Source organism: Sorangium sp. So ce887, from assembly GCF_051521455.1.
Taxonomy (GTDB): Bacteria; Myxococcota_A; Polyangia; order Polyangiales; family Polyangiaceae; genus Sorangium.
In genome coordinates this window covers 6,401,803-6,427,690 of record NZ_CP150354.1, presented here as the reverse complement: position 1 = coordinate 6,427,690, position 25,888 = coordinate 6,401,803, and the positions used below count along the sequence as shown (strand labels likewise).

At 70.5% G+C, this 25,888-nt stretch carries 24 protein-coding genes; 12 read left to right on the top strand and 12 right to left on the bottom strand.

Going from position 1 to position 25,888, the window contains the following annotated elements; all coding sequences use genetic code 11:
• Positions 1-492: 492 nt before the first annotated feature.
• Complete coding sequence (gene bamA / locus WMF36_RS23690; RefSeq protein WP_437573005.1) at positions 493-2,829, top strand: outer membrane protein assembly factor BamA; 2,337 nt, start codon at positions 493-495, stop codon at positions 2,827-2,829.
• A 258-nt stretch (positions 2,830-3,087) separates the two neighbouring features.
• A complete protein-coding gene (locus WMF36_RS23685) occupies positions 3,088-3,849 on the top strand; it encodes a rhomboid family intramembrane serine protease (protein WP_437573004.1) in 762 nt (253 codons plus the stop codon).
• Positions 3,850-3,900: 51 nt separating this feature from the next.
• Here the strand turns inward: WMF36_RS23685 and WMF36_RS23680 are convergent, their stop codons facing one another.
• The 9 genes from WMF36_RS23680 to WMF36_RS23640 all read right to left on the bottom strand — a co-directional run bounded on the left by WMF36_RS23680 (position 3,901) and on the right by WMF36_RS23640 (position 15,658).
• Positions 3,901-4,311, bottom strand: coding sequence for a hypothetical protein (locus tag WMF36_RS23680; protein WP_437573003.1), 411 nt, complete (start codon positions 4,309-4,311; stop codon positions 3,901-3,903).
• Positions 4,312-4,338: 27 nt separating this feature from the next.
• On the bottom strand, positions 4,339-6,258 hold the full coding sequence (gene rpoD, locus WMF36_RS23675) for an RNA polymerase sigma factor RpoD (RefSeq protein ID WP_437573002.1): 1,920 nt from the start codon (positions 6,256-6,258) through the stop codon (positions 4,339-4,341).
• 118 nt (positions 6,259-6,376) lie between these two features.
• Positions 6,377-8,326, bottom strand: a complete 1,950-nt coding sequence (dnaG, locus tag WMF36_RS23670) for a DNA primase (RefSeq protein ID WP_437573001.1) — start codon at positions 8,324-8,326, stop codon at positions 6,377-6,379.
• A 199-nt stretch (positions 8,327-8,525) separates the two neighbouring features.
• Positions 8,526-9,083, bottom strand: a complete 558-nt coding sequence (gene atpC / locus WMF36_RS23665) for an ATP synthase F1 subunit epsilon (protein WP_437573000.1) — start codon at positions 9,081-9,083, stop codon at positions 8,526-8,528.
• Between the two features lie 7 nt (positions 9,084-9,090).
• A complete protein-coding gene (gene atpD / locus WMF36_RS23660) occupies positions 9,091-10,515 on the bottom strand; it encodes a F0F1 ATP synthase subunit beta (protein ID WP_437572999.1) in 1,425 nt (474 codons plus the stop codon).
• A 217-nt stretch (positions 10,516-10,732) separates the two neighbouring features.
• Positions 10,733-11,563 carry a 16S rRNA (adenine(1518)-N(6)/adenine(1519)-N(6))-dimethyltransferase RsmA gene (rsmA, locus tag WMF36_RS23655; protein ID WP_437572998.1) on the bottom strand — a complete coding sequence of 277 codons (831 nt, stop codon included), beginning with the start codon at positions 11,561-11,563 and terminating at the stop codon, positions 10,733-10,735.
• 9 nt (positions 11,564-11,572) lie between these two features.
• The gene (locus WMF36_RS23650) at positions 11,573-13,249 is read right to left on the bottom strand and encodes a DUF58 domain-containing protein (RefSeq protein ID WP_437572997.1); all 1,677 of its coding nucleotides are present in this window, start codon (positions 13,247-13,249) and stop codon (positions 11,573-11,575) included.
• Positions 13,250-13,256: 7 nt separating this feature from the next.
• Positions 13,257-14,234: an AAA family ATPase gene (locus WMF36_RS23645; RefSeq protein ID WP_437572996.1), complete on the bottom strand. Its 978-nt coding sequence runs from the start codon at positions 14,232-14,234 to the stop codon at positions 13,257-13,259.
• Positions 14,231-15,658, bottom strand: coding sequence for a DUF4350 domain-containing protein (locus WMF36_RS23640; RefSeq protein ID WP_437572995.1), 1,428 nt, complete (start codon positions 15,656-15,658; stop codon positions 14,231-14,233). Before WMF36_RS23640 ends, WMF36_RS23645 begins: the two co-directional genes overlap by 4 nt.
• 250 nt (positions 15,659-15,908) lie before the next feature.
• On the opposite strand from WMF36_RS23640, the gene WMF36_RS23635 reads away from it, so the two are divergent.
• The 10 genes from WMF36_RS23635 (at position 15,909) to WMF36_RS23590 (ending at position 23,112) form a co-directional block, all read left to right on the top strand.
• Entirely contained in the window at positions 15,909-16,091 is a 183-nt protein-coding gene (locus WMF36_RS23635) for a hypothetical protein (protein ID WP_437475505.1), read from the top strand.
• Positions 16,092-16,530: 439 nt separating this feature from the next.
• The gene (gene rpsP, locus WMF36_RS23630) at positions 16,531-16,797 is read left to right on the top strand and encodes a 30S ribosomal protein S16 (protein ID WP_012237071.1); all 267 of its coding nucleotides are present in this window, start codon (positions 16,531-16,533) and stop codon (positions 16,795-16,797) included.
• 1 nt (position 16,798) lies between these two features.
• Positions 16,799-17,050 (top strand): KH domain-containing protein, encoded by a 252-nt coding sequence (locus WMF36_RS23625; RefSeq protein WP_437572994.1) that lies wholly within the window; start codon positions 16,799-16,801, stop codon positions 17,048-17,050.
• Positions 17,051-17,062: 12 nt separating this feature from the next.
• The gene (gene rimM / locus WMF36_RS23620; RefSeq protein ID WP_437572993.1) at positions 17,063-17,575 is read left to right on the top strand and encodes a ribosome maturation factor RimM; all 513 of its coding nucleotides are present in this window, start codon (positions 17,063-17,065) and stop codon (positions 17,573-17,575) included.
• 40 nt (positions 17,576-17,615) lie between these two features.
• Positions 17,616-18,407 carry a tRNA (guanosine(37)-N1)-methyltransferase TrmD gene (gene trmD / locus WMF36_RS23615; RefSeq protein ID WP_437572992.1) on the top strand — a complete coding sequence of 264 codons (792 nt, stop codon included), beginning with the start codon at positions 17,616-17,618 and terminating at the stop codon, positions 18,405-18,407.
• Positions 18,404-18,979, top strand: a complete 576-nt coding sequence (locus WMF36_RS23610; protein ID WP_437572991.1) for an RNA methyltransferase — start codon at positions 18,404-18,406, stop codon at positions 18,977-18,979. The genes trmD and WMF36_RS23610 overlap by 4 nt, the downstream gene beginning before the upstream one ends.
• A gap of 70 nt (positions 18,980-19,049) precedes the next feature.
• Positions 19,050-20,231, top strand: coding sequence for a tRNA epoxyqueuosine(34) reductase QueG (gene queG / locus WMF36_RS23605; protein ID WP_437572990.1), 1,182 nt, complete (start codon positions 19,050-19,052; stop codon positions 20,229-20,231).
• Between the two features lie 72 nt (positions 20,232-20,303).
• The gene (locus WMF36_RS23600) at positions 20,304-21,251 is read left to right on the top strand and encodes a lysophospholipid acyltransferase family protein (RefSeq protein ID WP_437572989.1); all 948 of its coding nucleotides are present in this window, start codon (positions 20,304-20,306) and stop codon (positions 21,249-21,251) included.
• 89 nt (positions 21,252-21,340) lie between these two features.
• Positions 21,341-22,066, top strand: coding sequence for a DUF72 domain-containing protein (locus WMF36_RS23595; RefSeq protein ID WP_437572988.1), 726 nt, complete (start codon positions 21,341-21,343; stop codon positions 22,064-22,066).
• Entirely contained in the window at positions 22,063-23,112 is a 1,050-nt protein-coding gene (locus WMF36_RS23590; protein WP_437572987.1) for a hypothetical protein, read from the top strand. Before WMF36_RS23595 ends, WMF36_RS23590 begins: the two co-directional genes overlap by 4 nt.
• Positions 23,113-23,473: 361 nt before the next feature.
• Here the strand turns inward: WMF36_RS23590 and rpmB are convergent, their stop codons facing one another.
• The 3 genes from rpmB to WMF36_RS23575 form a co-directional block, all read right to left on the bottom strand.
• A complete protein-coding gene (gene rpmB, locus WMF36_RS23585) occupies positions 23,474-23,698 on the bottom strand; it encodes a 50S ribosomal protein L28 (protein WP_437572986.1) in 225 nt (74 codons plus the stop codon).
• Between the two features lie 209 nt (positions 23,699-23,907).
• Positions 23,908-24,993 (bottom strand): hypothetical protein, encoded by a 1,086-nt coding sequence (locus tag WMF36_RS23580; protein ID WP_437572985.1) that lies wholly within the window; start codon positions 24,991-24,993, stop codon positions 23,908-23,910.
• Positions 24,994-25,006: 13 nt separating this feature from the next.
• Positions 25,007-25,867: an N-formylglutamate amidohydrolase gene (locus tag WMF36_RS23575; protein ID WP_437572984.1), complete on the bottom strand. Its 861-nt coding sequence runs from the start codon at positions 25,865-25,867 to the stop codon at positions 25,007-25,009.
• Between the last annotated feature and the right edge of the window lie 21 nt (positions 25,868-25,888).

Here is a 25,888-nt window from a genome sequence, read left to right as displayed (position 1 = left end):
GCGTGCTCGCCTGCGTTCGTGCGGCCCCTGGCATAGCGTCAAGTGGCCGAGAGATCGACCCGCACGCAGGGGGGTCGCGGCGCGATCGGCCGGCGACGCCCTGTTTTCGGCGTCCGCCCTTGAGACTCACGGCGCACTGGGCTACGGGGTGGCGCCTTGTACGCGACAGGCACCCGTTCAATGCTTCGCCTCCCCGGCCGCTGGCAGCGGCTCGTCTGGCTCGGCCTCTTCCTGGTGTTCGTTGCGGCAGCGGCGATACGGCCCCGGCTTGCGGCAGCTCAGGTGCCCGGAGGTGCTCCGGACACGCAGGCGCCCGGGCGCGGCGCCCCGCCGGCTCCCGCTCCGGCCGGTGCCGCTCAGCCGTCTGCCCCGGCCAACGCGACCGGGGGACCCCAGCCTGGGGCCGGTACACCTGCGCAGGGGGCCGCCGATACGGCCGAACCGACGCTCGACCTGGCACCCACGGAGGCTGAGCTCGCTCGCGGGCAGCCGGTGGTCCAGGTCGTCATCGCCGGCAACCGGCGGATCTCGTCCGAGGACGTGCTCGTCTACCTCGGGCAGACGCGGGTCGGCAGGCCGTTCACCCCCGAGGGGCTGGCCCGCGACGTGCGCGAGCTCTGGGACTCCGGCCTGTTCGACGACGTCGAGGTCGACCTCACCCGCCGCGACGACGGCGTGAGCTTGCGGGTGCTCGTCCGCGAGCGCCCGAGCATCAAGGCCATCGAGTTCTCCGGCAACAACGAGATCGACAGCGAGGACCTCACCGAGGCGCTCTCGGTCGAGCTCAAGACCGGCACGATCCTGAGCTACGCGGCCGTCCGCCGCGGCGTGCAGAAGCTCCGCGATAAGTACGCCGAGGAGGGCTACTTCCTCGCCGAGGTCAGCTACGAGGTCAAACCGGAGCGGGAGAACCAGGTCACCCTCAAGTTCACCATCAAGGAGCACGCGCCCGTCACCGTCCGGCGCATCACGTTCATCGGGAACCACAACATCCCGGACGAGGAGCTCCGGGAGGTCATGCTCACGGGGCAGGGAGGGTTCTTCGCCTTCGGCACGGGCGGCCCGTTCCGCCAGGACATGTTCGAGCGCGACGTCCTCGTGATCAACGCCCTCTACTACGATCGCGGCTTCCTCGCAGTGCAGGTCGCGACGCCCCGGGTGATGCTCACGCCCGACCGCACGGGCATCGAGGTCACGCTGACGATCAACGAGGGGCCGCGGTTCCGCATCCGCTCGCTCCGCGTGTACGAGCGCGACGCCGACGGGCGCGAGATCGAGCCGCTCGGCGGGCGCCGGGCGCTGCGCGAGATGGTGCGGGCCAAGCCGGGGGACTGGTTCAACCGCGCCGAGCTGGCGAAGGATCTCAGCGCGATCCAGACGCTGTACCGGGATGCCGGCTATGCCAACGTCGAGGCCTCGCCCGACACCCAGCTCGACCCGGACAGGCGCGAGGTCGACATCACCGTCGGCATCCGCAGAAACCAGCTCGTCTACTTCGGGCGCATCGAGATCCGCGGCAACACGAAGACGCGGGACAAGGTGATCCGACGCGAGATGGAGGTGGAGGAGCGGCAGCTGTTCAGCGAGACGAAGCTGGAGCGGTCGAAGCAGCGGATCACGGCGCTCGGCTACTTCGAGCGGGTCGACATCTCCACCGAACAGGGCGAGGACGCCCAGCACATCAACGTCAACGTCGACATCGGCGAGAAGCCGACGGGCACCTTCCAGATCGGCGCCGGCTTCTCGAGCGTCGAGAGCTTCATCGCGACGGCGCAGGTGCAGCAGGCGAACCTGCTCGGAAGCGGCCAGTCGCTCTCGCTCCAGGCGCAGATCTCGGGGCTGCGGCGCCTCGTCGACGTCCGCTTCTTCGAGCCGTACCTGTTCGACAGCCCGTTCTCCGCGGCGGTGAGCGTCTACAACCAGCTGCGGGCTTACACGCAGTTCTCGCAGACCTCCACGGGCGGCTCGCTCACGCTCGGCTACCCGCTCATCGAGCCGGAGCTCCGCGCGCAGCTGACCTACACGCTGGAGCAAGACGAGATCTCGTCCTCCACGACGACCGGCCTCGGCACGGCGGAAGGGCGGTCCACGTTTCAGCGGCTCCCGCTCTACAACCTCTTCAACGACGGGATCACGTCCAGCATCCGACCGGCGCTCACCTACGACACGCGCAACAACCAGCTCTTCCCGACCTCAGGCATCTACCTGCAGGGCTCGGTGGAGCTCGCCCACAGCGCGCTCGGCAGCCAGAACGAGTTCCTGCGGTATCGCGCCACGGGGCGGTTCTACTACCCGATCACGGACAGCCTGGTCCTCAAGCTGAACACCGAGGCCGGCATGGTGACGAGCCCCAACCCGGAAGGCGTGCCGATCTTCGCCCGCTTCTTCCTGGGCGGCATCCTCGACGTGCGCGGCTTCGAGATCCGGGACATCGGCCCGCGGCTCCCGCTCCGCGAGTCGCTCGATCCGAACTCACCGCCCATCGTGAACGGCGCGAACATCGGCGGCAACCTGATGTACTACCAGAACCTCGAGCTGGAGTTCCCGCTCATCGAGGCCGTGCAGATCAAGGGCGTGGTGTTCACCGATCTCGGCAACGCGTGGAATCTCGAGAAACTCTACTGCAACGCCGCCCCCGCTTCGCCGCACGACGCCACGAACCCGTGCTTTTCGATCGAGCGTCTCCTCGATGTCCGCACCTCGTGGGGGTTCGGGTTCCGGTGGTTCTCCCCGCTCGGGCCGCTGCGCTTCGAGTGGGGCTTCCCGTTCAAGCGGCTGCCCTACGAAGAGACGTACAAGTTCGAGTTCAACATCGGCAACTTCTTCTGAGTCGCTGGGCGCCGGACGCAGCAGGGACGTGAATGCTTCCCACCGGGCACGCCGCCCGGTGGCGCGCGCGCTGCCCGGCCCCCCCGCGCGCCGCCGGGCGTGCCCTGCCCCGGAGTGTCCAGGATGGCGCGCGGCGAGCGTTGCGCTCGTCGCGCGGACGCTGGCCGGGGGGCGAATCGCAGTAAAGTAAGGGGGCAGCGGTTGCCCGGTGGGGGCGCGGCTGTTAGGTGGAAAGCTATGCGCCCGGAGCACAGCTCAATGGGGTTCCCCAAACCAGGCAAGGCCCTGCTGGGGATGATGATCGCGATCGGCTGTATCTGGGTGATGTTCACCCTCGGGCTGAACTGGGGGGGCGCGGGGGAAGGCGTGCTCGCGCCGTTCCTCGGCATCAGCGATCGGGTCCTCCACGGTCAGGTGTGGCGGCTGCTCACCGCGCCGCTCGTCCACGGCCCGAGCGATCCCTGGCACTTCGTCACGACGCTGCTCGGCCTGTACTTCCTCGGCACCTCGCTCGAGGAGCGCTGGGGCGCCGGCCGGATGCTGGCGTTCCTGTTCGGCTCCGCGGCCTTCGCGTTCGCGCTCCAGGTGGCGGTGGGCGCGCTCTTCCCGAAGGTGGCGCAGCCCGTGTTCTACGGCGGGCTCGGGATGATCGAGGCGGTCGCCGTCGCGTGGGCGCTCGCGCACCGGCACACCACGGTCCGTCTCTTCTTCGTCCTCCCCGTGACGGGCACGATGCTGCTCGTCTTCATCTTCGCCCTCTCGGTGCTCAACGTCATCTCCATGCGCGCGCCCCACGAGGGGCTGATCACGCCGTTCGGCGGCATGCTGGCGGGCTACCTCTTCGGCGACTTCTCCCCGCTGCGCCGCTTCTACCTGCGGATGCGTTTCCGCCAGCTGCAGGCGCAGTCCGCCGCGCTCCGCCGCGTACCCGCGGCGCGCGGCCGCTCCGGGGGCGCCTCGCTCCGGGTCATCCCCGGCGGCCAGAAGGACCCCCCGAAGGACAAGCGCTACCTGAACTGAAGTCGTCGCGGCGCGCCGTTCACGCCGCCTGTTCGGCGCGCGCGCCGGCGTTCACGGCGCGGCGCACCGACGGAGCTCTTCGAGCGTCTTCACGCGCGTGAGGCAGTCGATCTCGCCCGGGGCCACCTCGCTCCCGGTGAGCTCTCGCTTGCAGTCGGACGTCCACTCCGACGAGAGCCGCTCGCCCTCGCTCGCGAGCACCACCGTGGCCTTGCCCGAGCCCCCTGGCTCCGCCGGTCCCACCCGCTTCACCTCCGCTGCCCACGCGGCGCGCATGGCTTCGCCGATCCTGCGGCAGTCCTCCTCGGACATGGTCTTGCCGCAACCGGCGCCATAGAGCGCGCCCGCGACCACGAGGAAGGCCGCGACGGCGCGCTGCGCGCCGAGCGGGCTCCTCCCCGCGCGAGCGCGCGGCTCGCCGGGGAGAGGCCGGCCGCGCGATGCGCGCGTAGAGGCTGCCATCGGTTGCCGAGCAGGCCAGCCCACGGACTAGCTGTCGATGAAGCTCTTGAGCTGCTTCGACCGGCTGGGGTGCCGGAGCTTGCGGAGCGCCTTGGCCTCGATCTGCCGGATGCGCTCGCGGGTCACCTCGAAGTCCTGACCGACCTCTTCGAGGGTGTGATCGCTCTTCTCGCCGATGCCGAAGCGCATCCGGAGCACCTTCTCCTCGCGCGGCGTCAGCGTCTTCAGGACCTTCCGGGTCTGCTCGGCGAGGTTCATGTTGATGACCGCCTCTGCCGGCGAGATCACGCTCTTGTCCTCGATGAAGTCGCCGAGGTGCGAGTCCTCTTCCTCGCCGATCGGGGTCTCGAGCGAGATCGGCTCCTTGGCGATCTTCAGGACCTTCCGCACCTTGTCGAGCGGGAGCTCCATCTTCTCGGCGATCTCCTCGGGGGTCGGCTCGCGGCCGTACTCCTGCACGAGATAGCGCGAGGTGCGGATGAGCTTGTTGATCGTCTCGATCATGTGGACCGGGATGCGGATCGTCCGCGCCTGGTCCGCGATCGCGCGGGTGATCGCCTGCCGGATCCACCACGTCGCGTACGTCGAGAACTTGTAGCCGCGCTTGTACTCGAACTTGTCGACGGCCTTCATGAGGCCGATGTTGCCTTCCTGGATGAGGTCCAGGAACTGCAGCCCGCGGTTCGTGTACTTCTTCGCGATGGAGACCACGAGGCGGAGGTTCGCCTCGACCAGCTCCGCCTTGGCGCGCTCCGCCATCCGCTCGCCTTCGCGGATGTTCTCGTAGGTGTCGCGGATCGCCAAGACGTCGATGTTGAGCTCTTCCTCGACCTTCTTCAGGCCCTTCTGGGCGTTCTTGATGGTCGACTCGAAGTCGTTGAGCTCCTCGCGGTTGACGTTGAGCTTCTTGGCGAGACGACCCTCGAGGGCGCGGTTGCCCTTCACCTTGATGAGCTCGCGCTTGAGCTCGCCCTTCGAGAGCCCCGTGCGGCGCTCCAGCTCCGTCGCGCCGGCCTCGGCCTTCTCGACCTTCGAGATGAGGCTCTTCAGCTTCTGGACGATCTTGTCGATCGTTCGCTTGTTGAGGCGCATCTCCTCGAGCGTCATCACGAGCTCGGCTGTCGCCTGCGTGACCTCGATGTCGATCTGCTTGCGACGGACCTCGGTTTTTACCTCTTTGCGCTCCTCGACGAGCTCCGCCTTCTTCTTGTCGACGCGCTTCACCTTGTCGATGAGGCGGATGATGCGCCGGTCGGCCTCCTCCTCGTCGAACTCCTGGTCGTCGTTCTCGGCGTCCTTGATGAGCTCCTTCACCCGGATCTTGTGCTTCCGGAGCTTCTCGCCGAGATCGATGATCTCGCGGACGGCGATGGGGGAGTCGAGGATCGCGGCGTTGACCTTCTGCTCGCCGACCTCGATCCGCTTCGCGATCTCGACCTCGCCCTCGCGGGTGAGCAGCGAGACGCTGCCCATCTTGCGGAGGTACATCCGGACGGGATCGTTCGACTTCGAGTAGTAGTCGACGTCCTCTTCCTCGCGGTCGGGCGTGACGACCAGCTTCTTCTCGCCCGCCTCCTCGTCCGCGATGCGCTTCGGCGCGATCTTCACCTGGGTCGCGCCGTCGACGATCTCGATGTCCTCGTCGCCGAGGGCGCCCACCACGTCGTCCAGCTGATCGGGCGCGACGTCCGCGGGGAGCGCGTCGTTCACCTCGTCGTAGGTGAGAAAGCCTTTGCTCTTGCCGGTCTCGACGAGTTTTTCCAGGGTCTTCCGGTCCTTCTCGGACCGCTCGGCTCGGTTGCCCGCGTCTCCTTTGTTGCTTGGGCGTGCCCCTGCCTCAGCGTGCCCGCGTGTCGATGCGTGCCGCGCGCCGTTCAGCGCGCCGCCCCCCGCCGCCCTTGCGACCCCGCCTGCCCGACCGGAAGATTGCTTGGCCTTGCTCGCCATTACCTCATGCTCCACTTACGGCGACCAGCTCGCCGCGACCGACAAGACACCAAATGATTCCGACAAACTCTAGGGATCACGCACGTCGGGTCGCCACGTAGGGGCGACACGGAACGCATCAAGGAAGACCGAGCCCCCCCGCTCTCCGCTGGAATAGCTCACGCAACAAAGCGTTTTCAGCATCGGCATCGACCGCGCTCTTCTGGAGCTGGCTCATGACGGCTGCCTTCTGTCGCGACAGGGCCTGCCTGCTCAACTTTTGTGAATTCTCCAAGAGCGTCGCCTTGGCCGTTGAGGCCGCTTCGAAGACAGGCGAGACCAGCCGTCCAGCCGCGAATGAATGGATCGGAGCCGGGACTTGCGCAAGAAATTCGCCGGCGGCAAGACCCATTTCAAATGTGAAATTTTGACGCGCTGTGACAATCGCCAGGGCGACCTCGCCTTCGAGGCATTCCAGCGCGGTCTGCACCTCGTCGTCGGCCATGAGCTCGGGAAAATCGAGGATCGCGCCCAGGATCTCGAGGCTGACCTCCGGGATCTGCGCGCGTGAGCGCGCGTGCTCCCACGTCTCGGTCGTCTGTCCGGAGGGGGTCACCTCGCGGCTGGGCTGGTTCCGCGGCCGGGAAAGGGACTCCTCGACGACGCGCTCGAGCTGCCGGAGGTCGTCGGGTGAGCGACCGCCGATGACGAGCTTCGAGGAGACACGATCGGCGTAGAGCTTTGCCATCATCCTGAGGTTCGGATCGTCCTCGTCGGCGAGCAACGCGGCCACGGCGCGCACGCGAGCGAGCTGCTCGGGCAGCGACGAGCCGCCGAAGCTGTCGCCGTCGAGCGCCTCGTCGATGACGTGCTCGAGCAGGCCGCGCGCGCCCTTCAGAATGCGCGCGACCGCCTCCGGGCCGTGCTTGCGAGCGAGATCGTCGGGATCGACGCCGGCCGGCAGCACGGCGACGCGCGCGCTGAGCCCCGCCTCGCGGCATGGGGCGCGCGCCGCGCGCGTGGCCTTCTTGCCGGCCGCGTCGCCGTCGAAGAGCAGGATGACCACGGGAGCGAAGCGCTTGATGAGCTTCGCCTGTGCGGGCGTGAACGCGGTCCCGAGCGGAGCGACCGCGTGGCCGATGCCGCGCGCGTGGAGCGCGACGACGTCGAAGTTGCCCTCCACGAGGACCCCCTCGCCGCGCTGCCGGATCGCCTGGCGCGCCTGGTAGAGCCCGAAGAGGTGCTCTCCCTTCGTGTAGATCGGCGACTCGGGGCTGTTGATGTACTTCGCCGGCGCGCCGTCGGTCTGCGGCGCAGGGCCGGTGAGGCCGAGCGACGACAGCTCCGCGGGGCTCGGATCGGGCAACGCGCGCCCGCTGAACGCGATCACCCGGCCCATCACGTCGGTCACGGCGAACATGAGCCGGTGGCGGAAGCGGTCGTAATGGCCGCTCCCCGAGGAGCGCGGCACGAGGAGCCCGACGCGCTCCGCGAGGACCGGGGAGATGCCTTGCTGCCGCAGGTAGGTGGCGAGCGCGTCCCAGCCGAACGGGGCGTAGCCGATCCGGAACGCCTGGAGGGCATCGGAGATCGGGTCGACGCCGCCATCGCCGTCGCGGAGGGGCAGACCGCGTCGCAGGAGCTCCTCGTGGGCGTAGCGCGCGAGCGGATGGGGGCCGCTGCCCGGGCCACCGCGGAGGCTGTGCTCGAAGAACGTCGCGGCGAGGTGGTTGACGGCGTAGAGGTCGTCCTTCGACTTGCGCGCCGCCTGCGCCTCGCGCCGCTCGGCGTCGGTCAGCGATTCGGCCACCTCGATGCCGGCGCGCTCGGCGAGCGCGCGCACCGCCTCGGCGAACGTCCGGCCCTCGAGCTTCATCACGAAGTCGATGGCGCTGCCGGTCTCCTTGCAGCCGAAGCAGTGATAAAACCCGCGGTTCGCGTTCACGTGGAAGCTGGGCGTCTTCTCCTTGTGAAAGGGGCAGAGCCCGGTGAAGGAGAGCCCGCGGCGCGTGAGGCGCACGTTTTCGCCGATGAGCGCTACGAGATCCGTGCGCTCTTTCACGAGCGCGATCGTCTCCGGAGTGATCATGGGCTGCCTTGATGGCCCCGTGCGCGCGGGGCCCGCAGAACATCACGGGTGGACCCAGACAGCGTGGCGCCGTTTGCGCCAGCGCCTTGGCGGTGCGGGTAGCTCGCGAGGCGGGAGATCCCCCAGCCCCTCGCGGCCTGTGTGGAGAACAGTGTCCTGTGCGGCGGCCGCGCGCGCAAGGCGGTAGCCGCCAGGTCCGTCACTTCGGATCGGGGAACGGAGAGCCGGGTCTCTTGTGGTCCGTGAGGCTCTCGTCGGGCTGGGAGGCCTCGACCATCTCCTCGACCGACGGCGCCTCGGCGTGGTCGGCGAGGAACCGCGTATCCTCGCGAACCATTGGAGGAGGCGGATCGCCGATGAGCTCGAGCTCGGTGGCGAGCCACTGCTCCTCTTCGATGAGCTCGCGGCGGCGCGGATCAGTCAGGTCGCCTTGCCAGTGGTCGAGCTCTGCATCGACCTCCTTGAGCCGGCGGCGCACCCGGACGACGTCGACATCATCTTTCTTGGCGAAGCGCTCGGTGAGCAGCAGCGCGGTATCGTTGGCGACCTCGACGAATCCGTGGTGAACGGCCAGGCGGTGCTCCTGGCCGTTCTGGTGGTACGTCACGAGGCCAGTCCGGAGGGCGGCGAGCAGAGGCAGGTGACCCGGGAGCACGCCGAACTCGCCGGCGACGCTCGGCGCGGTCACGTCCGTGACCTGCTCGCGCAGCGCGACGCCGGTTGGCGTCACGATTTCGAGGAGGATTGTGTCGGCCATGGCCGCGTCAGGCCGCCTTCCTCGACGCTCGAGCCTTCACCTCGTCGATACTGCCTACCATGTAGAAGTCCTGCTCCGCGATGTGGTCGAGCTTCCCGTCCAGGATCTCCTCGAAGCCCGAGATCGTGTCCTTGAGCGAGACGAGCTTGCCCTCGAGCCCGGTGAACTGGGCCGCGACGAAGAACGGCTGCGACAGGAACTTCTGCATCTTGCGGGCGCGCGACACGACGAGCTTGTCGTCCTCGCTGAGCTCGTCCATCCCGAGGATGGCGATGATGTCCTGGAGATCCTTGTAGCGCTGGAGCGTTTGCTGCACGCGCCGCGCGACGGAGTAGTGCTTCTCGCCGACGATCTGGGGATCGAGCATCGTCGAGTTCGAGTCGAGCGGATCGACGGCCGGATAGATGCCGAGCTCCGAGATCGCGCGCGAGAGAACGGTGGTCGCGTCGAGGTGGGCGAAGGCCGTGGCCGGCGCGGGATCGGTCAGGTCGTCGGCGGGGACGTAGATCGCCTGCACGCTGGTCACGGAGCCCTTCGTCGTCGAGGTGATGCGCTCCTGGAAGGCGCCCATCTCCGTCGAGAGGGTCGGCTGGTAACCGACGGCGCTCGGAATACGTCCGAGGAGCGCGCTCACCTCGGAGCCCGCCTGGGTGAACCGGAAGATGTTGTCGACGAACAGGAGCACGTCCTGGCCCTCCTCGTCACGGAAGTGCTCGGCCACGGCGAGCGCCGAGAGCGCGACGCGGGCGCGAGCGCCCGGCGGCTCGTTCATCTGGCCGTAGATGAGCGCAGCCTTCGAGATGACAGGGCTGCCGTCCGCGAGCTTCGACTCGCTCATCTCGAGGAAGAGGTCGTTGCCCTCGCGCGTCCGCTCACCGACGCCGGCGAAGACGGACACGCCGCCGTGCGCCTTGGCGACGTTGTTGATGAGCTCCAGGATGAGCACCGTCTTGCCGACGCCGGCGCCGCCGAAGAGGCCGATCTTGCCGCCCTTGCGGTAAGGGGCGATCAGGTCGATGACCTTGATGCCCGTCTCGAAGACCTCGACCTTGGTCGACTGCTCGATGAACGGGGGCGGTTCCCTGTGGATCGGCGACAGCTTCTTGGCATGCACGGGGCCGGCGTCATCGATCGGTACGCCGACGACGTTCAGGATCCGGCCGAGGCACTCGTTGCCGACGGGGACCATGATGGGCTTGCCCGTGTCGCGGACTTCCATCCCGCGCACGAGGCCGTCGGTGGAGTCCATCGCGATGGTGCGCACCGTCGACTCGCCGAGGTGCTGGGCGACCTCGAGCACGAGGTTGTCGGGCTCGGCCGAGATGCTCGGGTTGCTCAGCTTGAGCGCGTTCAGAATCTTGGGTAGCTGGCCGGACGGAAAATCGACGTCGACGACCGGTCCGATGACCTGGGTGATCTTTCCAACAACCATGGAGCGGGAGTCCTCCTCGTACGAGCTTTGACGAGTCGCGCGGCCCACTAGCATGGACCTGCGCGTCCGACTAGTGGCCGCGCGCCAGAAATCCTGCCGCGCTTCGCGCCGACGCTTCGCGGCGGGGGTGCATGGCATCAGGCCCTTGGGTTCTCAAGCGGGGTCCCGTGCCTCGCGACCCGCTCCTCGGGGAGGGAACGCCCGTGTGCGGCTGCGGTCAGCGATCTCGGAGGGCGGCGATCCGCGCGAACGCCTCGACGCTGAGCGTCTCGCCGCGCGCGTCGAGCGAGATGCCGGCGTCCTTCGCGTGGCGCTCGAGCTCCTGGGACGACCAGCCGTAGAGGTTCTTCCAGGCGTTCCGGAGCGTCTTGCGGCGGGCCGAGAAGGCGGCGCGCACGGCGGCGCGGAAGGCGTCCGTCTCCTCGGCGCGCCGCGGGCGCCACGGCGTCAGGACGACGACGGCGGAGTTCACTTCCGGCCTCGGGTAGAACGCGCCGGCGCGCGCGATGAGGAGGCGGCGCACGTCGAACGCGGCCTGCGCGAAGACCGAGAGCGCGCCGTAGTCGCCGCTGCCCGGGGTGGCGATGAGGCGCTCCGCCACCTCCAGCTGCACCATGAACACCGCGCGATCGATCTGGTCCGCGATGATGGTGGCCTGCTCGAGGAGCCGGCCCGTGAGCTGGTAGGGGAGGTTGCCGGCCACCGCGTGCGGGCGCGCATGGCCGGAGAGCGAGGCGACCCAGTCGACCTGCGCGGCGTCGGCCTCGAGCAACGTCAACCGGCCGCCCTCGATCGGGTCGGCGAGCTGCTCGCGGAGGATCGGGACGAGGTCGCGATCACGCTCGATCGCGACGACGTGCGCGGCGCGAACGAGGAGCGGCCGCGTGAGCGCGCCGAGCCCCGCCCCGATCTCGAGCACCGCGCCACCTGGCGGCGTCGTGGCTGCCTCGGCGATCCGGCGTGCCGCCTCGACGTCGACGAGGAAATTCTGTCCGAACCCTTTCTTCGGGGAGAGGCCGCGTGCGCGCAAGAGCTCTGCGATGGACATCCCTCGACCTCAGGTCTGCGGTGGGTGCGCCCCGTCGTGGGGCGCGACCGCGGTTGCGCTCGGCGCGGCCGCGGTCATGGGGCGAAGCCGCGCGACGCGCACGCCGACCTTGCGGAGCACCGCCTCGCGGCGGGTCTGCGCCACACGCGCGCGGATGAGCACGGCCTCGGCCGCGATGGGCGCGAGCTCCTGGAACGCCTTGTCTGCCGGCGTGCGGCTCCTCTGCTCCTCGTCCCCGTCGCTCTCCAGCGGTCGCGGCGCCTCCCAGGGAGGAGCGAGTCCCGGCTCGAGATCGGGGAGCGTCCACATCACGTGGACCGCCTTCCGCGAGAGCCGTCGCACCGCCTCCGAGAGCCGGCTCAGCTGCGCGTCGGCGGGCGGCGGCGCCAGGACGTAGACCATGCTCGCGCGCGGCTTGGTGCGCGCGATGTGCGTGAGCGACTCCGCGACAGTCACGGTGGGATCGCGTCGATCCAGCTCGGACCGGGCGGGCGATTCGATGCCGTAGCTCGCGAGGTAGCGGCGCAGCGTGCGCTCGCGCTGCGAGCGTCCGAGCGGCGCCGGCGCCGAGAACGGCGCACGGGCGCGCATCGACTCGGCGCGGGCGGCCAGCCGGTCGAGGTCGCCGCGGCGCAGGTCGTCGAGGCCTCGCGCGTCGAGCGGCCTGAGGTGCTCGAGGACGCGCGCCGCGACGTCCGCCTCGTCGAGCTCGCTCCGATCCGCGTCGTACGTGCCGCACCCGACGGTGAGCGCATGCGCGATCTTCTGGCCGTGCCCAGGGCCATGGTCGGGCGTGATCGTCACGCGAGGGCCGGGCGCCAGGAGGATGAGCCCGACGCGATCGCCGCGCCCGAGGTGCCTCGTGGCGATGGCCGAGGCCTCGTCGATCATGAGATCGAGCGGAGCGCGGCCGAGCGGGCCCGCCCAGAGCTCCACGGCCGCGTCGACGAGGATCCAGACCACATCCCGCTCCTCGCGCTCGAACTCCCGCACGAGCAGCGTGCCCCGGCGCGCGCTCGCCTTCCACGCGATCTTCCGGAAGGGATCCCCCGGCTGGTGCTCTCGCAGCTCGCGCAGGTCGTCCCCTTCGCCGCGCACGCGCCCGGGCTTGCCGGAGGCCGCGAGCAGGTGGCTGCGCCCGCCGCGCGGCTGCGTGAGGTACGCCATGAACGGCCGCGGGAGGACCTCGATCCCGTACGGGTTCGCGAAGGTCAGGGGCACCTCGAAGAGGCCCGGGGCGCCGTGCACCTCGAGCGCGAGCCCGTGCAGCCCGTGCTGGCCGACGCGCGGCGTGCGCACGACGACCTTCACCTTGAGCCGCCCCGAGGCGGAGACCTCGCCTCGGCTCGGCTCGATGCGCACGTCGAGCTGCGACGAGGCGATCGCGCGCAGCTTGACGTAGCGGGCCGCGAGCGTGTCGCGGTTCCGCACCTCGGCCTCGATCTCCACGGTGCCCCCGCGCGCGGACCGGAGGACACGCCGCGAGCCGCCCCAGAGCATCTCGAACCCGGCCGCGCGGATGCGCGCCACCGACACCAGCGTCACGCCGCGGGCGAGCGCGATCGCGACCAGGATCGCCCCGCCCCAGCCGACGATCGCCGGCTCGCGCGCGATGAGCCCTGCGCCCATGACCGCGACGCCGGCGATGGCCAGGTGGGCGGCGGTGCGCGTGGGATAGAGCTGCATGGGGGATCTACGCCGGCCGCGCCGCGCGCCGGTAACCCACGCGCTGCACCGCCTCGTCGATGATCGCGTCGCGCGCCTTCGGATCCACGTCGGCCTCGGGCACGAGCACCAGGCGGTGCGCGAGCGTCGCGGGCGCCATGCCGCGCACGTCGTCCGGGGTCACGAACGGGCGCCCGCCGATCACCGCCGCCGCCTTGGCCGCCTGGATCAGCGCGAGCGTGGCGCGCGGCGATGCGCCGAGCAGCACGCGAGGGTGCGTCCGCGTGAACCCCGTGAGGTTCACCGCGTAGTCGTACAGGTCCTCCTCGACGTGGATCCGTCGCGCGACGCCCTGCAGCATGAGGAGGTCCTGGACGGCGAGCGTCGCGCGCACCCGCGGCGGCTCGACGTTGTGCGCGCGGAGCATCGCCACCTCGTCCTTGTGCTGCGGGTAGCCGATGCTCACGCGGATGAGGAACCTGTCGATCTGCGCCTCCGGCAGCGGGTAGGTCCCCTCGAGATCGATCGGGTTCTGCGTCGCCAGCACCATGAAGGGCGACGGCAGCTCGAAGCGATCGCCCTCGATCGTCACCTGCCGCTCCTGCATGGCCTCGAGGAGCGCCGACTGGGTCTTCGCCGGGGCGCGGTTGATCTCGTCAGCGAGCACGAGGTTCGCGAAGATCGGGCCGGGGCGCAGCGTGAAGGTCCCCTCCTTGGGCGACAGGACGTACGTCCCCGTGATGTCGGCGGGCAGGAGGTCGGGCGTGAACTGGATCCGCCGGACGGACGCGCCCAGCGCCGCCGCGAACGCCTTGACCAGCGTGGTCTTCGCGACGCCGGGCACGCCTTCCAGCAGCACGTGCCCCTGCGCGAGCAGGGCGGTGAGCATCAGATCGATCGCGCGCGGCGATCCGATGTAAACGCGCGTGATCTCCCGCCGGACCGCCTCGATCCGCTCCCTGGCAGCGGAGATTTCGTCGACGGCGACGGCCTGAACCTGGTTCATCGAGCGCCTTTGTCAGAGGGTGGTGTTGCGAGCTTCGCTTCCGCCGGTGAGGGCCGCGCCTCCGGCGACGCCGTCGAAGGGTCGGCTGGCGCGCCGGGGTGAGGCCCCCGCGGTGGCCTCCGGCCGTCGGCGCCGCAGGCGGCGAGGACGCTCCGCACGACGTCGGCGGCGTGCAGGAGCGCGGGCCTGGACACGCTCGCCGGCTTGCCGGCGACGACGGACGCTTCGACTCGGTACATGGTGCCCAGAACCTCCTTGAAAGCCGAGAGGGCCCGCTCGTCAAGAGATCCCTCTCGGGCCACGAGCCGCGCGACCGTCTCCTGCGCCGGGTTGGCCTCGAGACCGAACCGCACGGACAGGGCCTCGAACAGCGCGCTCTTCAGCTCGAGGTACGCGAGCCCGCGCGGTGACGAGGGGGCGGCGAGGACGGCGAAGCGCCCGGCGGCGCCTCCCTGCGCGACGAGCGGCGTGGGACGGGCGTATCGAGGGAGCGGGCTTCGGTAGGGCCTCGCCGAGGCGCGCGCGGTCCAGATCGCGAGGGCGAGGCCGGCGAGGGCGGCGAGGGCGAGGAGGGCGCCGCCGGGGAGCCCGTCGCGGCGGGCGTCCTCGACGGCGCTCGCGAGCGCCTTGAGCTGCGCGTCGAAGTCCTTGCGGAGCGACGTCTCGCCGCCGAACGAGCTCTCTTCGTCGAACCGGTTCGCGACGACGTAGAGCCGCCCTCGGTGCGGCTGAGCGCCATCCTCGTCGACCAGGTAGCGGGTCAGGCCCGAAGCGAAGGCGCGGTTGCCCGGGTACCGGAGCATCATGTTCATCAGCGCCGACGGGTCGCCCATCGCGAAGAGCCGGCCCTTGCCGACCTGCCCGGCGACGGCGACGATCACGTCCGGCTCGCTGACGGCGCGGATGCGCAGCACGGGCGAGAGATTCGGGTGCCGGAGGCCGGTCGCGTGGTTCGTGACGAGCCGCTCGACGTGGCTGACGACCGGGTGCCGGCCGACGGCGTGGCCCCCGACGGTGTCGGCGACGGGCTCCGCGATGGCGAGGGCGGGGCGGTTCCGGAGCGCGGCGAGCGGCCGAGCTGGCGTCGGGACGCGCTCGATCTGGAACCGCCGGAGCGTGTCGTCGCCGCGGCCGAAGTCGTCGACGATGGCGAGCCGCCCGCCGGCCTTCATGAACGAGGTCGTCTCGTCAGCGTCGAGCGCCTGCTGCGGATGGAGCACGAGGATGCCGTCCTCCGGGCCGACCTGGCTCCAGTCGAGCACAGCGACGGGGTGGACCCTGGCGACGCCGAGCTCCGCGCGCGCGATCTCGAGAAACTCCGAGCAACCCTCCCAGCTCGTGTCGTTCACGTCGAAGGCAGCGCTCGCTGTTCGGGCGGGCGCGAGCAGCGCAATCAGGGTGACCAGCGTGACCAGCGCGATCAACGCGACCCGCGGGGAGCAGGATGTGGCGCGTCGGTGCACCGGCAGACGCCGATGATCCCTGTGAAATTCGAAGGATGCGTGCGCAAGCCACGCGCCGTGCCGCGTCATGAGCGCCGCGAACATACCACTGTCAGCCCGAGCGATAACCTTGACCCGCCATCCCACATTGCTAGATTCGTTTTTAAGAGCGGGGTGCTTTCTCGCAGGCCTCGTTCCACCAACTCGGCCGAGCACTCTACGGGGTTAGTCGATGCTTCCTCCGTTCATCATCGAGCAAATACGGCAGCGCGAAGAAGAGAAGGATCGGTCAAGAAGCGAAGAAATTCGACCGCGCCTCGAGCTGCCGATCGAACGCTACCCCGCACCTCGTCGTCTTCCCGATACGGAAGAGGACGATCCCAACCGGGGCGTCATCATCCTCGACCTGGGCTGACGCCACGTGTAGCACCCCCCCCTTCGCGGTTCCCGTGGAGACGCGAGACGCCGCCCCAGCGGCAAAGCCCACGGGACGTCCCCGACACTCCCTCCGTTTTCCTGTAAATCCCGAAAAAACGGGCACCCACGCATCCTCCGATGCGCGCGCGTGGGGCTCCGTTTCTTGCCTGAACCGAGCTCGTCTGGTCCGTAGGCGACGTCCGCGGGCCCGTTCCTTGGTTCGCTGTGCGCGGCATGGCGCCGAGCGGCGTGGGGCCGAAAAATTGTCCTTCGTGGAGCTGAACACGCTCGTGCGGGGTTGACCCGAGGCAGGAACTTCGCCTAGGTTGCGCCCCCACTTCTGGCGTCGAGCACTGAACGAGCTACGCTCCGGCGCTTCAGAGCAGACCGTGCGCAACGTGAGCACGGGCTCTTCCATATCGATCGAGGTTCTACCGATGGCCGTTCATATTCGCCTCGCCCGCGCGGGCACCAAGAAGACGCCCTTCTACCGCATCGTCGTCGCCGACCAGCGCAGCCCGCGCGGCGGCAGGTTCATCGAGCGGTTGGGCACATACGACCCGCGCAGGACCGAGATCCGCCTCGATGTGCCCCGCGTGAGGCACTGGATCTCGAACGGCGCCCAGCCGACGCACACGGTGGCGCTGCTCCTGAAGCACCCTGGGCTCGCCCAGGCAGCCGCTCCGGCGGACGCCGCGAAGTAGCATGGTCTCCTCGACGTCTCCGCTGGTCGATCTCGTGGCGCTCGTCGCCCGCGCGCTCGTCGACCAGCCGGACCGGGTCGTCGTTCGCGAGGTGGCGGGCGACCGCTTCCCCCGGATCGAGCTGACGGTCGCGCGCGAGGACATCGGCAAGGTGATCGGCAAGGACGGGCGCACCGCGCAGTCGATCAGGACACTGCTGAGCGCCGCTGCCAGCAAGTCGGGGCGGCGCGCGCACCTCGACATCCTCGACTGAGGCGAACCCACCGTGGAGCGACGCTACGTTCCCGTCGCGGAGATCGCCCGGCCGCATGGCGTCCAGGGGGAGCTGCGGCTTCGTATCTACAACGAGTCGTCCGACCTGCTGCTCGCGCGGCCTCCGATCAGGCTGCGCCTCCCCGATGGCACCGAGCGGGACGCGAAGATCATCGCGGCGCGCCCCACCGACAAGGCGCTGCTCGTGCGGCTCGCTGGGATCGACGGTCGGGACGCGGCCGAGGCCCTGCGCGGCGCGGCGGTGTGCGTGCCGCGGGACGCGTTCGCGCCGCTCTCCGAGGGCGAGTTCTACGCATGCGACATCGAGGGGGCGCGCGTGATGACCCCCGAGGGCGACCTGCTCGGGCACGTGAAATCGCTCCAGTCGTACCCGACCTGCGACGTGCTCGTCGTGGAGAGGCGCGGCGCGGACTCGATCGAGATCCCGTTGACCGAGAGCTTCGTCGGCAGCGTGGACGTGGAGCAGCAGATCGTTCAGCTGGTGACGCTGGAAGGCCTCGTCTGAGCCGCCGTCCGGCGCGAGGCGGCCCGCCGCGGCAAGTTCGATGCGCATCGATGTAGTCACCCTGTTTCCCGAGCTCTTCGAGGGATTTCTGACGATCGGCATGGTCGGGCGCGGGCTTGCTTCGGGCGCGCTCGCGGTCCGGACGCGCAGCCCGCGCGAGTTCGGTCTCGGCCGGCACCGGAGCGTGGATGACACGCCCTACGGCGGCGGTTCGGGCATGGTGATGCGCGTCGACTGCATCGTCCGCTGCCTGGAGGCGCTCGACGAGGCCGCCGCCGAGGGCGAGCCGGCGGGCGCGCCTTCCGGAGAGGAGACGGCGCCCTCGGGCCCTGCGCAGCGAGCGCACCGGGTGCTGCTCACACCGCAGGGGCAGCCTTTCCGCCAAGAGAAGGCGATCGAGCTCGCGGCGCGCCCCGCCGTCGCGCTCGTGTGCGGTCGGTACGAGGGGTTCGACGAGCGGGTGCGCGCGTTCGTCGACGAGGAGATCTCGCTCGGCGACTTCGTGATGACGGGCGGCGAGGTGGCGGCGATGGCGGTGATCGATGCGTGCGTGCGCTTGCGCCCAGGGGTGCTGGGCAACGCGGGGTCGGCGGAGCACGAGTCGCATAGCCCCGCGCTGTCCGGGCTCCTGGAGTACCCGCAGTACACGCGTCCCGTGGAGTTCCGCGGACACAAGGTGCCCGAGGTGCTGCAGCAGGGGAACCACGCGGCGATCGCTCGCTGGCGACGGGCGCAGGCAGAGCAGCGCACGGCCGAGCGCCGGCCCGACCTGTGGCGCAAGGCGCGCGGAGGAGAGCCTCCGCCGGACGAGGGCGGCGAGGTGCGGCGATGAGGCTGGCGCTCGCGCTCGTTCACCACCCGGTGCTCGACCGCTCCGGCGAGACGGTGACCACCGCGATCACGAACCTCGACCTGCACGACATGGCGCGGAGCGCGCGCACGTACGGGGTCGAGCGGTTGTTTGTCGTGCACCCGGTGGCCGCACAGCGCGCGCTGGCAGAGCGGATCAGGGAGCACTGGGTGCTCGGATCCGGCAAGCGCCGGATCCCGGATCGCGCGGTCGCGCTCGATGTGCTGACCGTGGTCTCGAGCCTGGACGACGTGTATGGCGCGCTGAGCAGCGCAGGGCGCACCGGCGTCGAGGTCTGGACGACGGCGGCGGCCTCGCGAGGGCTCCAGGTGACGAGCTATGCAGCGACCCGCGCGCGCCTCGCGCAGGCGAGCCGCCCGGTGCTGATCCTGTTCGGCACAGGCTGGGGGCTCGCGCCAGAGGTCATCGACGACGCCGATCTCCGGATCGAGCCCATCCGGGCGGCCGCGAGCACCGGCTACAACCACCTGAGCGTGCGCGCGGCGTGCGCGATCACGCTCGATCGGCTGCTCGGCGACTGGCACGCCGGGTGAGCCCTCGCGGTGCGCGGCGGCCGAGCGTGACGCCAGCGCCGCCGTCCGCCCCGCGGTCCATCCTACGGCCATGAGCAAGCGCGAGGCCCATCGTCCCGCAGAGGAGGCGAGCTCGGAGCGACCGACGCACGATCGGCTGGTGCGCGAGCAGGCGTTCGCGCTCGGGTTCGACGTCGTCGGCGTCGCGCGCGCGGACGAGCCGCTCGGGGTCGAGCACGCGCGGTACCTCGAGTTCATCGAGCGGGGCATGCACGGGGAGATGGGCTACCTCGCGGAGTACGCGGAGCAGCGGCGCCGGGTGGACACCGGCGCGATCCTCGAGGGGGCGCGCTCGGTCGTGTGCGTCGGCCGCAGGTATGCTCGGCCCAAGGACAGCGAGGGGCGCGACCCTTCGCTCGCGCAGATCATCGCGCGGTACGCGCGCGGCCAGGACTATCACAACCACCTGAAGCGCCGGCTGCGGCGGCTCGCGTCGTTCATCCGGTCGCTCGCGCCGTCCGTCCTCGCGCGGCCGCTCTGCGACGTCGAGCCGGTGATGGAGCGCGTCTGGGCGGTGCGCGCCGGCCTCGGCTTCGTCGGCAAGAACGGGCTGCTCATCACGCCGGGGCAGGGGAGCTACCAGCTGCTCGGCGAGGTGGTGACCACGCTGCCGCTCGTCCCCGACGTGCCCATCGCAGAGCGCTGCGGCTCGTGCACACGCTGCCTCGACGCGTGCCCAACGCAGGCGTTCGATGCGCCCTTCGTGCTCGATCCGCGGCGCTGCGTCGCGTACCTGACGATCGAGCAGCGAAGCGCGCCCGCCGAGGAGCTGCGGCCCGCCATGGGAGAGCACCTCTTCGGCTGCGACGTGTGCCAGGAGGTCTGCCCGTTCAACAGGACCGCGCCGCCGCCCCTCGATCGCACCGCGCCGTTCCATCCGCTGGCACGATGGGAAGCGCGCGACGTCGACGATCTCACGTCGCTGGATGAGCAAGAGTTCGACGCGCTGACCGTCGGGACGCCGGTGCGGCGCGCGCGGCGCGGCGGGCTCGCCAGAAACGCGACCATCGTCGCTGCGAACCGGCTCGCGCGCGGAGCGGAAGGCGAGGCCGCGGCGAGCGCGAAGCGCGCGCTCGCCGTGGCGCTCACCCACGACGATCCCTCCGTGCGCGCCGTCGCCGCGTGGGGCATGCGCCGCGCGGGCTGCGGTGAGTCGACGAACCCGGACGCAGCGGAGCCTGCCGGGTCGCTCGAGGATCCCGGTGCAGGTTGAGGCGCAGAGGGCGTCGAGGTCGATCGTCGCGCCGAGGCGCGGCGGTGCTCGGGCGCCCTTCGCGGGCGGCCGATGATCCGCTACGGTGTCCGCCGGCAAGACGCCGCGCGCACGAGCAAGAACGTGGATCTCCCCCCCAGGCTCCGAGCGCTCCTCGACGATCTGCGCCGGCACGACTCCGTCCTCTGGCGGCGTGCGGTCGACGCCGGGGTGACCTACGGCCCCGATCTCCTCGTCCGGCACAGCCCCGCGCTGTTCGGCCTCGTCTGCGGGGCCGTGCTGCCGGAGCACCGGCGGGCCGTGCGCAGGAACCTGCGGCTGGCGCTCGGCGAGCGGGGGGCGCTCGACGAGTACCGCGACGTCGCCCGGGTGTTCATCAACTTCGCCAGCTGCCTCACCGACGCGTTCATCGCGGGCAGCAGCCGGTCCGAGCGGCTCACCGGCCTGTGCGTGAACGACGAGCACTTCACGAGCGCGTTCCGGCGCGGCCGCGGCGTGATCGTCGTCACGGCGCACACCGGCGGATGGCAGGCCGCCGCGCCGCTGCTGCGCTCGGTGCACGCGGCCGACGTGCTGATCGTGATGCAGCGCGAGCGCGACAGCCGGGCGCAGGCCATCCAGGACGGCGCGCGCGATCGGGTCGGTGTGCGGATGCAGCACGTGGATGACGATCCGCTCGCGGTGCTCCCGCTGCTTGCGCACCTGCGGCGTCAAGGCGTCGTGGCCATCCAGATCGATCGGCTCCCGTCCGGGATGCGCGGGCGCGATGTCGAGCTCTTTGGGATGCCCTGGCGCGTCCCGGAGGGGCCGCTCCAGCTCGCCGCGGTGAGCGGCGCGCCGATCGTCCCGGTGTTCACCCGGCGGACCGGCTTCATGAAGTACGAGATCTGCATCGCGCCGCCCATCTCGCTGCCCAGGAGGCCAGGACCGTCCGAGCTCGACGTCGCGGCGCGGCAGATCACGGCGGAGATGGAGCGCTTTCTGCGGGAGAACCCGACGCAGTGGTTCCACTTCGAATAAATCAAGGACTTTGAGCCTTAAATGAGAAATCACACCGCGGTCGGCCACGCGCTGCATCGGCGCGCAACCTGGGTTAAGAGTCCGCGTTGATGGCCCGCCTCCTCGTCGGACTGCCCTCGCTCAAGGGGGATATCCAGAAGTACAAAGATCGCTTCGATCTGGTCGAGCTCCGTCCGATCGATACGTCGCTGCCCCGCGCGACCACGCTGCGCAAGTGGCGCAAAGCGGTGCCGCCGGGCTTCGTCTTCAGCGTGGTGCTGCCGCGCGTGGTCGGCGAGCTCGCGGCGGGGAACGAGCTCGACGAAGCGCTCTCGACCTCGCTCGAGGTGGCGGCCGTGCTCGAGGCCCGGTGCGTCGTGCTCCAGACGCCGCCGTCGCTCCGCCCGACGGCGAGCAACCGCAAGAAGGTCGCGGCGCTCTTCGAGCGCCTGCCCGCCGAAGGGGTCGTGCGCTGCTGGGAGCCCTCCGGGATGTGGGAGCGCGACGACATCGTCGCGACCGCGCGCATCGCGAAGGTCATCCCGGTGCTCGACGTCGCGCGCGACGCGCCGCCGCCCGGGCCGATCGTCTACACACGGCTGCGCGCGCTCGGGAAGTCGTCGTCGATTGGAGCGGCCGCGCTCGAGCGCGTCGCCGATCGCCTGCGCGGACGGCGTGAGGTGTTCCTGGTCGTCGAGGGCGACCGCGCGCCACAGATCAAGTCCCAGCTCGCGGCGTCGCTCGCGCGCAAGCCCGATCGCTCAACATCTTCCGCCGTGGTAAGGCCTACCATGCCTATGCCGAACACCCTCGTCGCCGAGGACGAGGAGCAGTGATCCGCGGCGCGGCGGCCACGGCGAGTGATGCATTCGCGGCTTCGGCCGCTCGGGCCGCGCTCGAGTCGTCCGGCAGCGCGATCGATGCGATCATCGCCGGCTTCTTCGCCGCAGCCGGCGAGCAGCCCGACGTGCTGCTCGCGCCCGCCGTCGCGCTTGCGGCAGGCGTCGGCGTGGGCGCGCGCGCCTTCGATGGACGGGCGAGCCAACCTGGGCGCGGCGCGCCGCGCCCGCGCGGGTTCGTCGACGGGCAAAGCGTGCCGGAGGCCGCGCGCGTCGCGGTTCCGCGCTCGCTCGGGATGCTGGTCCTGCTGCACGGCTACCTCGGGCGCGCGCGCCTCCGCGAGCTGGTTCGGGCCGGCGTGGCCGCAGCCGAGCGCGCGGGCGCCAGCGGGCGCGCCGAGCTGCTCCGCGAGGTCGGCTCGCTCGGCGCGATAGCGCTCCGGGCGCGCGACGTGGAGCGGGCGCTGCTGGCCGTGGGCGGGCCGGTCGCCGGTGGGACCCTGACCGCCGAAGACCTCGCCGAGGCGGTCCCGGCCGAGGTGGAGGCCGCGTCGACCACGATCGCGGAGGGCGCGACAGCGCTCCAGGCGCCGTGGCCGGTCGGGGACCTGGCGCGACCCGCGGACGCCATCGTCGCCTGCGACGGATGGGGTACGGTGGCAGCGCTGGCCTACGCGCGCACCGACGATGGGATCACCGTGCCCGAGCTCGACATCGTGCTCGGCCGCGACGCCGTCCCGGTGCGCCGCGGAATCACGCGCCTCGCCCCAGGCACGCCCCTGCCGGCGGCGGCGCCGATCGCGATCCTCCAGCGCAGCGCCTTCGCCGCCGCGATCGCGGTGACCGGCAGGCCCAAGCTCGACGTGACCGCCCTCGGCGCGCTCCTCCGCGGCAACGCGCTCGAGGCGGCCCTCCACGACGTCCGCACGCAGCTGAGCGCCGACGGCGCCATCGCCGTCCTGCGCGACGACCGCGACGCGCGCGCGGTCAACCTCGCGGCCGGATTCATGGCAGGGGCACGGACACCGCCAGCAGAGGGCTGAGGCGACGCCGGCGCAGGCTGGCCGACCGATCGGCCGAAGCCGACGCAGGGGAGCCGAGCGGATTAGCCGAAGCGGGCGCGAGAGGCCGGGCGGGTTCGGCTAGCCGGAGAGCCTGCGCGGGCCGTCGAAGGCATTGTGGGGGGAGCGCTGCTGGCCCGAAGAGGCAGCCATACCTCCGGCGGGCGCGTCAGCGCGGAGGCCATGGCGCTGGTCTACGAGAAGCGATCAAACCGCCAAAGCGCCAAGGGCACCACGAAGAGGAACTTTCGGTTCTCCTGGTGTCCTTGGCGTCCTGGCGGTTTTCTCGTCGGGGTCGTACTCGCTGGCTCGCTGTTCCAGACGCGACCGAGCACCGCTCCTGCTAGAGCGTGACGCCGTAGCGCTTCGCGTAGGCAACGACGCCGATCTTGTCGATCGTGCGGATGTCACGCGTCGTGAGGTTGAGCTTCACGAAGCGGTTGAGCTCGGGGACCCAGACGCGCCGGGTCTGGATGTTCGCGAGCTGCCAGCGCTTCGTCTTGATGTTGGAGTGGGAGACATTCTGCGCCAGCAGCTTCCGCTTCCCAGTGATGTCGCTCTTCGCCATGACGTCCTCGTTTGGAAGGGGACCGGACTCGGTACCCGATCCTGTATCGAACAAGCTGGCCGGGCGCACGCCCTGCGCGGGGGAGCAGGGGGGCTCGGGAGCGCGGGAAAGTGAAGGAAGCCGGGGGACATGTCAAGCGTCCACCGGGGGTACTTCGCCGCAATGCACCGGAAATCGCCCGCGGAGGGGGCGATGGACCGCCCGCGGAGCTAGGTCAGCCACTCCCCGCCCGAGGGCGGTCGCCGGTCCCGGCCATCCTTGTCGTTGTCGTCGTTGTCGGGGCGATGCAGATCGATACGCCGGGCGTCGGCGGCGAGACGCCAGGCCAGGATCTGGAACAGGCCAAGGCTCGTGATCGCAGACGTCGCGGCGAACGCCAGGCCTGCGGAGAGTACGCTGACGAGATCGCGGGGCGAGAAGGCGCTGAGCTGGGTGAGCCTGCCGACGACCAGGTCGGCCGTGAAGGCGAGCACCACCGCGACCGCAAGGGATGAACCGGCGCCCGTCGTCTCCGACCCCATGAAACCGGTGAGGCTCGAGAGCACCGCCAGGATCACCATCAGGGCGCCGAGCTGGCCCAGGTGCGGATCGAGCAAGGCGAGCTGCGCGACGGCATGCCCGAACGAGGGGAGCGCGACAAGGAACGCGACGACGAGCAGCCAGCGGGCGCCGGTGTACGCCCTGTAGCGGGACCGGAAGACGAGCGCCGCCGGGAGCGCTATCGCCGCCCCAGCCCGGGCAGCGCCCCAGCCGACCGCAGGACCGGAGCTCTGGAGGCCGATGACGGTAGCGATCGTCCCCAGCACCACCATGGCGACGGCGCGCTGCCTGTAGCTCACCGACGTGAGCGCGGTGAACAGCGTGACGATGCCCAGAACGAACGCAGGCGGCCCCGCGACCACGCCGTCCGGGCGGAGCCCCGCAACCGACAGGCCACCGAACAGAAGGAAGCTCACGCCCACCACGGCGCACCAGACCCGCGCCGCGTCCTGCGCCGGACGCATCGGCGCCAGGTCCTCCATGAGCGCCTCGGACGCGAGCAGCGGCTTTGTGACATGCTCGCGCGCGCTCGCGGGCGGATCCTCGAGCGAGATGGCCGGGCTCGACCCGGAGAGCCGCTCGACCGGCGCGGCGCCGGATGGCGCCGCAGGAGGCCCTGCCGGGGGCGGTTCGGCCGGGCTGTCGCCGCCTGCGGCGCCCTCCGGCTGGGCTGGTGTTGCCTTGTCCCGTTCGGCGATCGCGCGACGGCTCGCTGGCGGGCGGTCGCGGTTCGCCTCTCCGTAAGGCTTTTCCATGGATGGAGCTGGATCAGATCTCACGGGCGTCGATGGGGTTGCTGCGGAGCTGACCAAGCAGCTCGGCCGAGGTGAGCCGCGCGACCAGGGTGCGCCCGAAGTCTCGCACGGTAGTGAATCCTTGCCCATCCATGGCGAGGGATTGCTCGTCCATGTACAGCCGGCGTGCAATCTCGATCTGCACGGCGTGGACAGCACGGCGCGGTTGGCCGTAGTGCGCGGTGCTGAAACCCCCCTTGTAGGGGTCGTCATGACGCACGGAGAAGTGGCAGGCGCGCGCGTGCTGATCGACCGCGTCGATCACCGCGCTCGCGGCGGTCGTCCGTCCGCGCGTGCCGGGGACGATGTCGGCTCGGCCGACCGCGCCCTCGGCATGGCCGCGGCGGCTCTGGCTCGGCATCGAGTGGGCGCAGAGGAGGATCGCGAAGCCAAAGCGCTCGCGCTTGCGGGCGAGGATCGCGCTGAGGGTACGGTGGTAGGGGCGATAGAAGAGGTCGAGCCGGCGCTCGACCTCCCGCCTCGGAAGTCGAGCGCCAAGGATGGGCTCGCCGTCGGTGGTCACGCGCCAGATGAGCCCCCTCGGGAACGGCGCCCGGCCGCCGCCCTCGACCGCGTCACCGTCGCAGTCGGACTCGCTGCGGTTGAGATCGACGACCAGCCGGCTCATCCGCGAGAACAGGAGGGTCGCTCCCTCGGCCGGAGCGTCCTGGAAGAGCGCGTCCACGTAGAGATCGGCGTCGCGCCCGATGCTGCGCGCAGGCGCGATGGTCCAGGACAGCGACTCGGGATCCATGTGGACCCCCGCGTGCGGTACTTCGACGAGGACCGGGCTTTCCGCTCCGCGGGGCTCGACGACCTCGAAGGCTGACACCACGAGGCCCACTGTGACGCATTC

Bases quoted from the DNA above. Each gene is read 5' to 3' on its own strand.
- WMF36_RS23685 (WP_437573004.1), top strand. From the start codon at position 3,088: ATGGGGTTCCCCAAACCAGGCAAGGCCCTGCTGGGGATGATGATCGCG.
- WMF36_RS23680 (WP_437573003.1), bottom strand. From the start codon at position 4,311: ATGGCAGCCTCTACGCGCGCATCGCGCGGCCGGCCTCTCCCCGGCGAG.
- rpoD (WP_437573002.1), bottom strand. From the start codon at position 6,258: ATGGCGAGCAAGGCCAAGCAATCTTCCGGTCGGGCAGGCGGGGTCGCA.
- dnaG (WP_437573001.1), bottom strand. From the start codon at position 8,326: ATGATCACTCCGGAGACGATCGCGCTCGTGAAAGAGCGCACGGATCTC.
- atpC (WP_437573000.1), bottom strand. From the start codon at position 9,083: ATGGCCGACACAATCCTCCTCGAAATCGTGACGCCAACCGGCGTCGCG.
- atpD (WP_437572999.1), bottom strand. From the start codon at position 10,515: ATGGTTGTTGGAAAGATCACCCAGGTCATCGGACCGGTCGTCGACGTC.
- rsmA (WP_437572998.1), bottom strand. From the start codon at position 11,563: ATGTCCATCGCAGAGCTCTTGCGCGCACGCGGCCTCTCCCCGAAGAAA.
- WMF36_RS23650 (WP_437572997.1), bottom strand. From the start codon at position 13,249: ATGCAGCTCTATCCCACGCGCACCGCCGCCCACCTGGCCATCGCCGGC.
- WMF36_RS23645 (WP_437572996.1), bottom strand. From the start codon at position 14,234: ATGAACCAGGTTCAGGCCGTCGCCGTCGACGAAATCTCCGCTGCCAGG.
- WMF36_RS23635 (WP_437475505.1), top strand. From the start codon at position 15,909: ATGCTTCCTCCGTTCATCATCGAGCAAATACGGCAGCGCGAAGAAGAG.
- rpsP (WP_012237071.1), top strand. From the start codon at position 16,531: ATGGCCGTTCATATTCGCCTCGCCCGCGCGGGCACCAAGAAGACGCCC.
- WMF36_RS23625 (WP_437572994.1), top strand. From the start codon at position 16,799: ATGGTCTCCTCGACGTCTCCGCTGGTCGATCTCGTGGCGCTCGTCGCC.
- trmD (WP_437572992.1), top strand. From the start codon at position 17,616: ATGCGCATCGATGTAGTCACCCTGTTTCCCGAGCTCTTCGAGGGATTT.
- WMF36_RS23610 (WP_437572991.1), top strand. From the start codon at position 18,404: ATGAGGCTGGCGCTCGCGCTCGTTCACCACCCGGTGCTCGACCGCTCC.
- queG (WP_437572990.1), top strand. From the start codon at position 19,050: ATGAGCAAGCGCGAGGCCCATCGTCCCGCAGAGGAGGCGAGCTCGGAG.
- WMF36_RS23600 (WP_437572989.1), top strand. From the start codon at position 20,304: ATGATCCGCTACGGTGTCCGCCGGCAAGACGCCGCGCGCACGAGCAAG.
- WMF36_RS23595 (WP_437572988.1), top strand. From the start codon at position 21,341: ATGGCCCGCCTCCTCGTCGGACTGCCCTCGCTCAAGGGGGATATCCAG.
- rpmB (WP_437572986.1), bottom strand. From the start codon at position 23,698: ATGGCGAAGAGCGACATCACTGGGAAGCGGAAGCTGCTGGCGCAGAAT.
- WMF36_RS23580 (WP_437572985.1), bottom strand. From the start codon at position 24,993: ATGGAAAAGCCTTACGGAGAGGCGAACCGCGACCGCCCGCCAGCGAGC.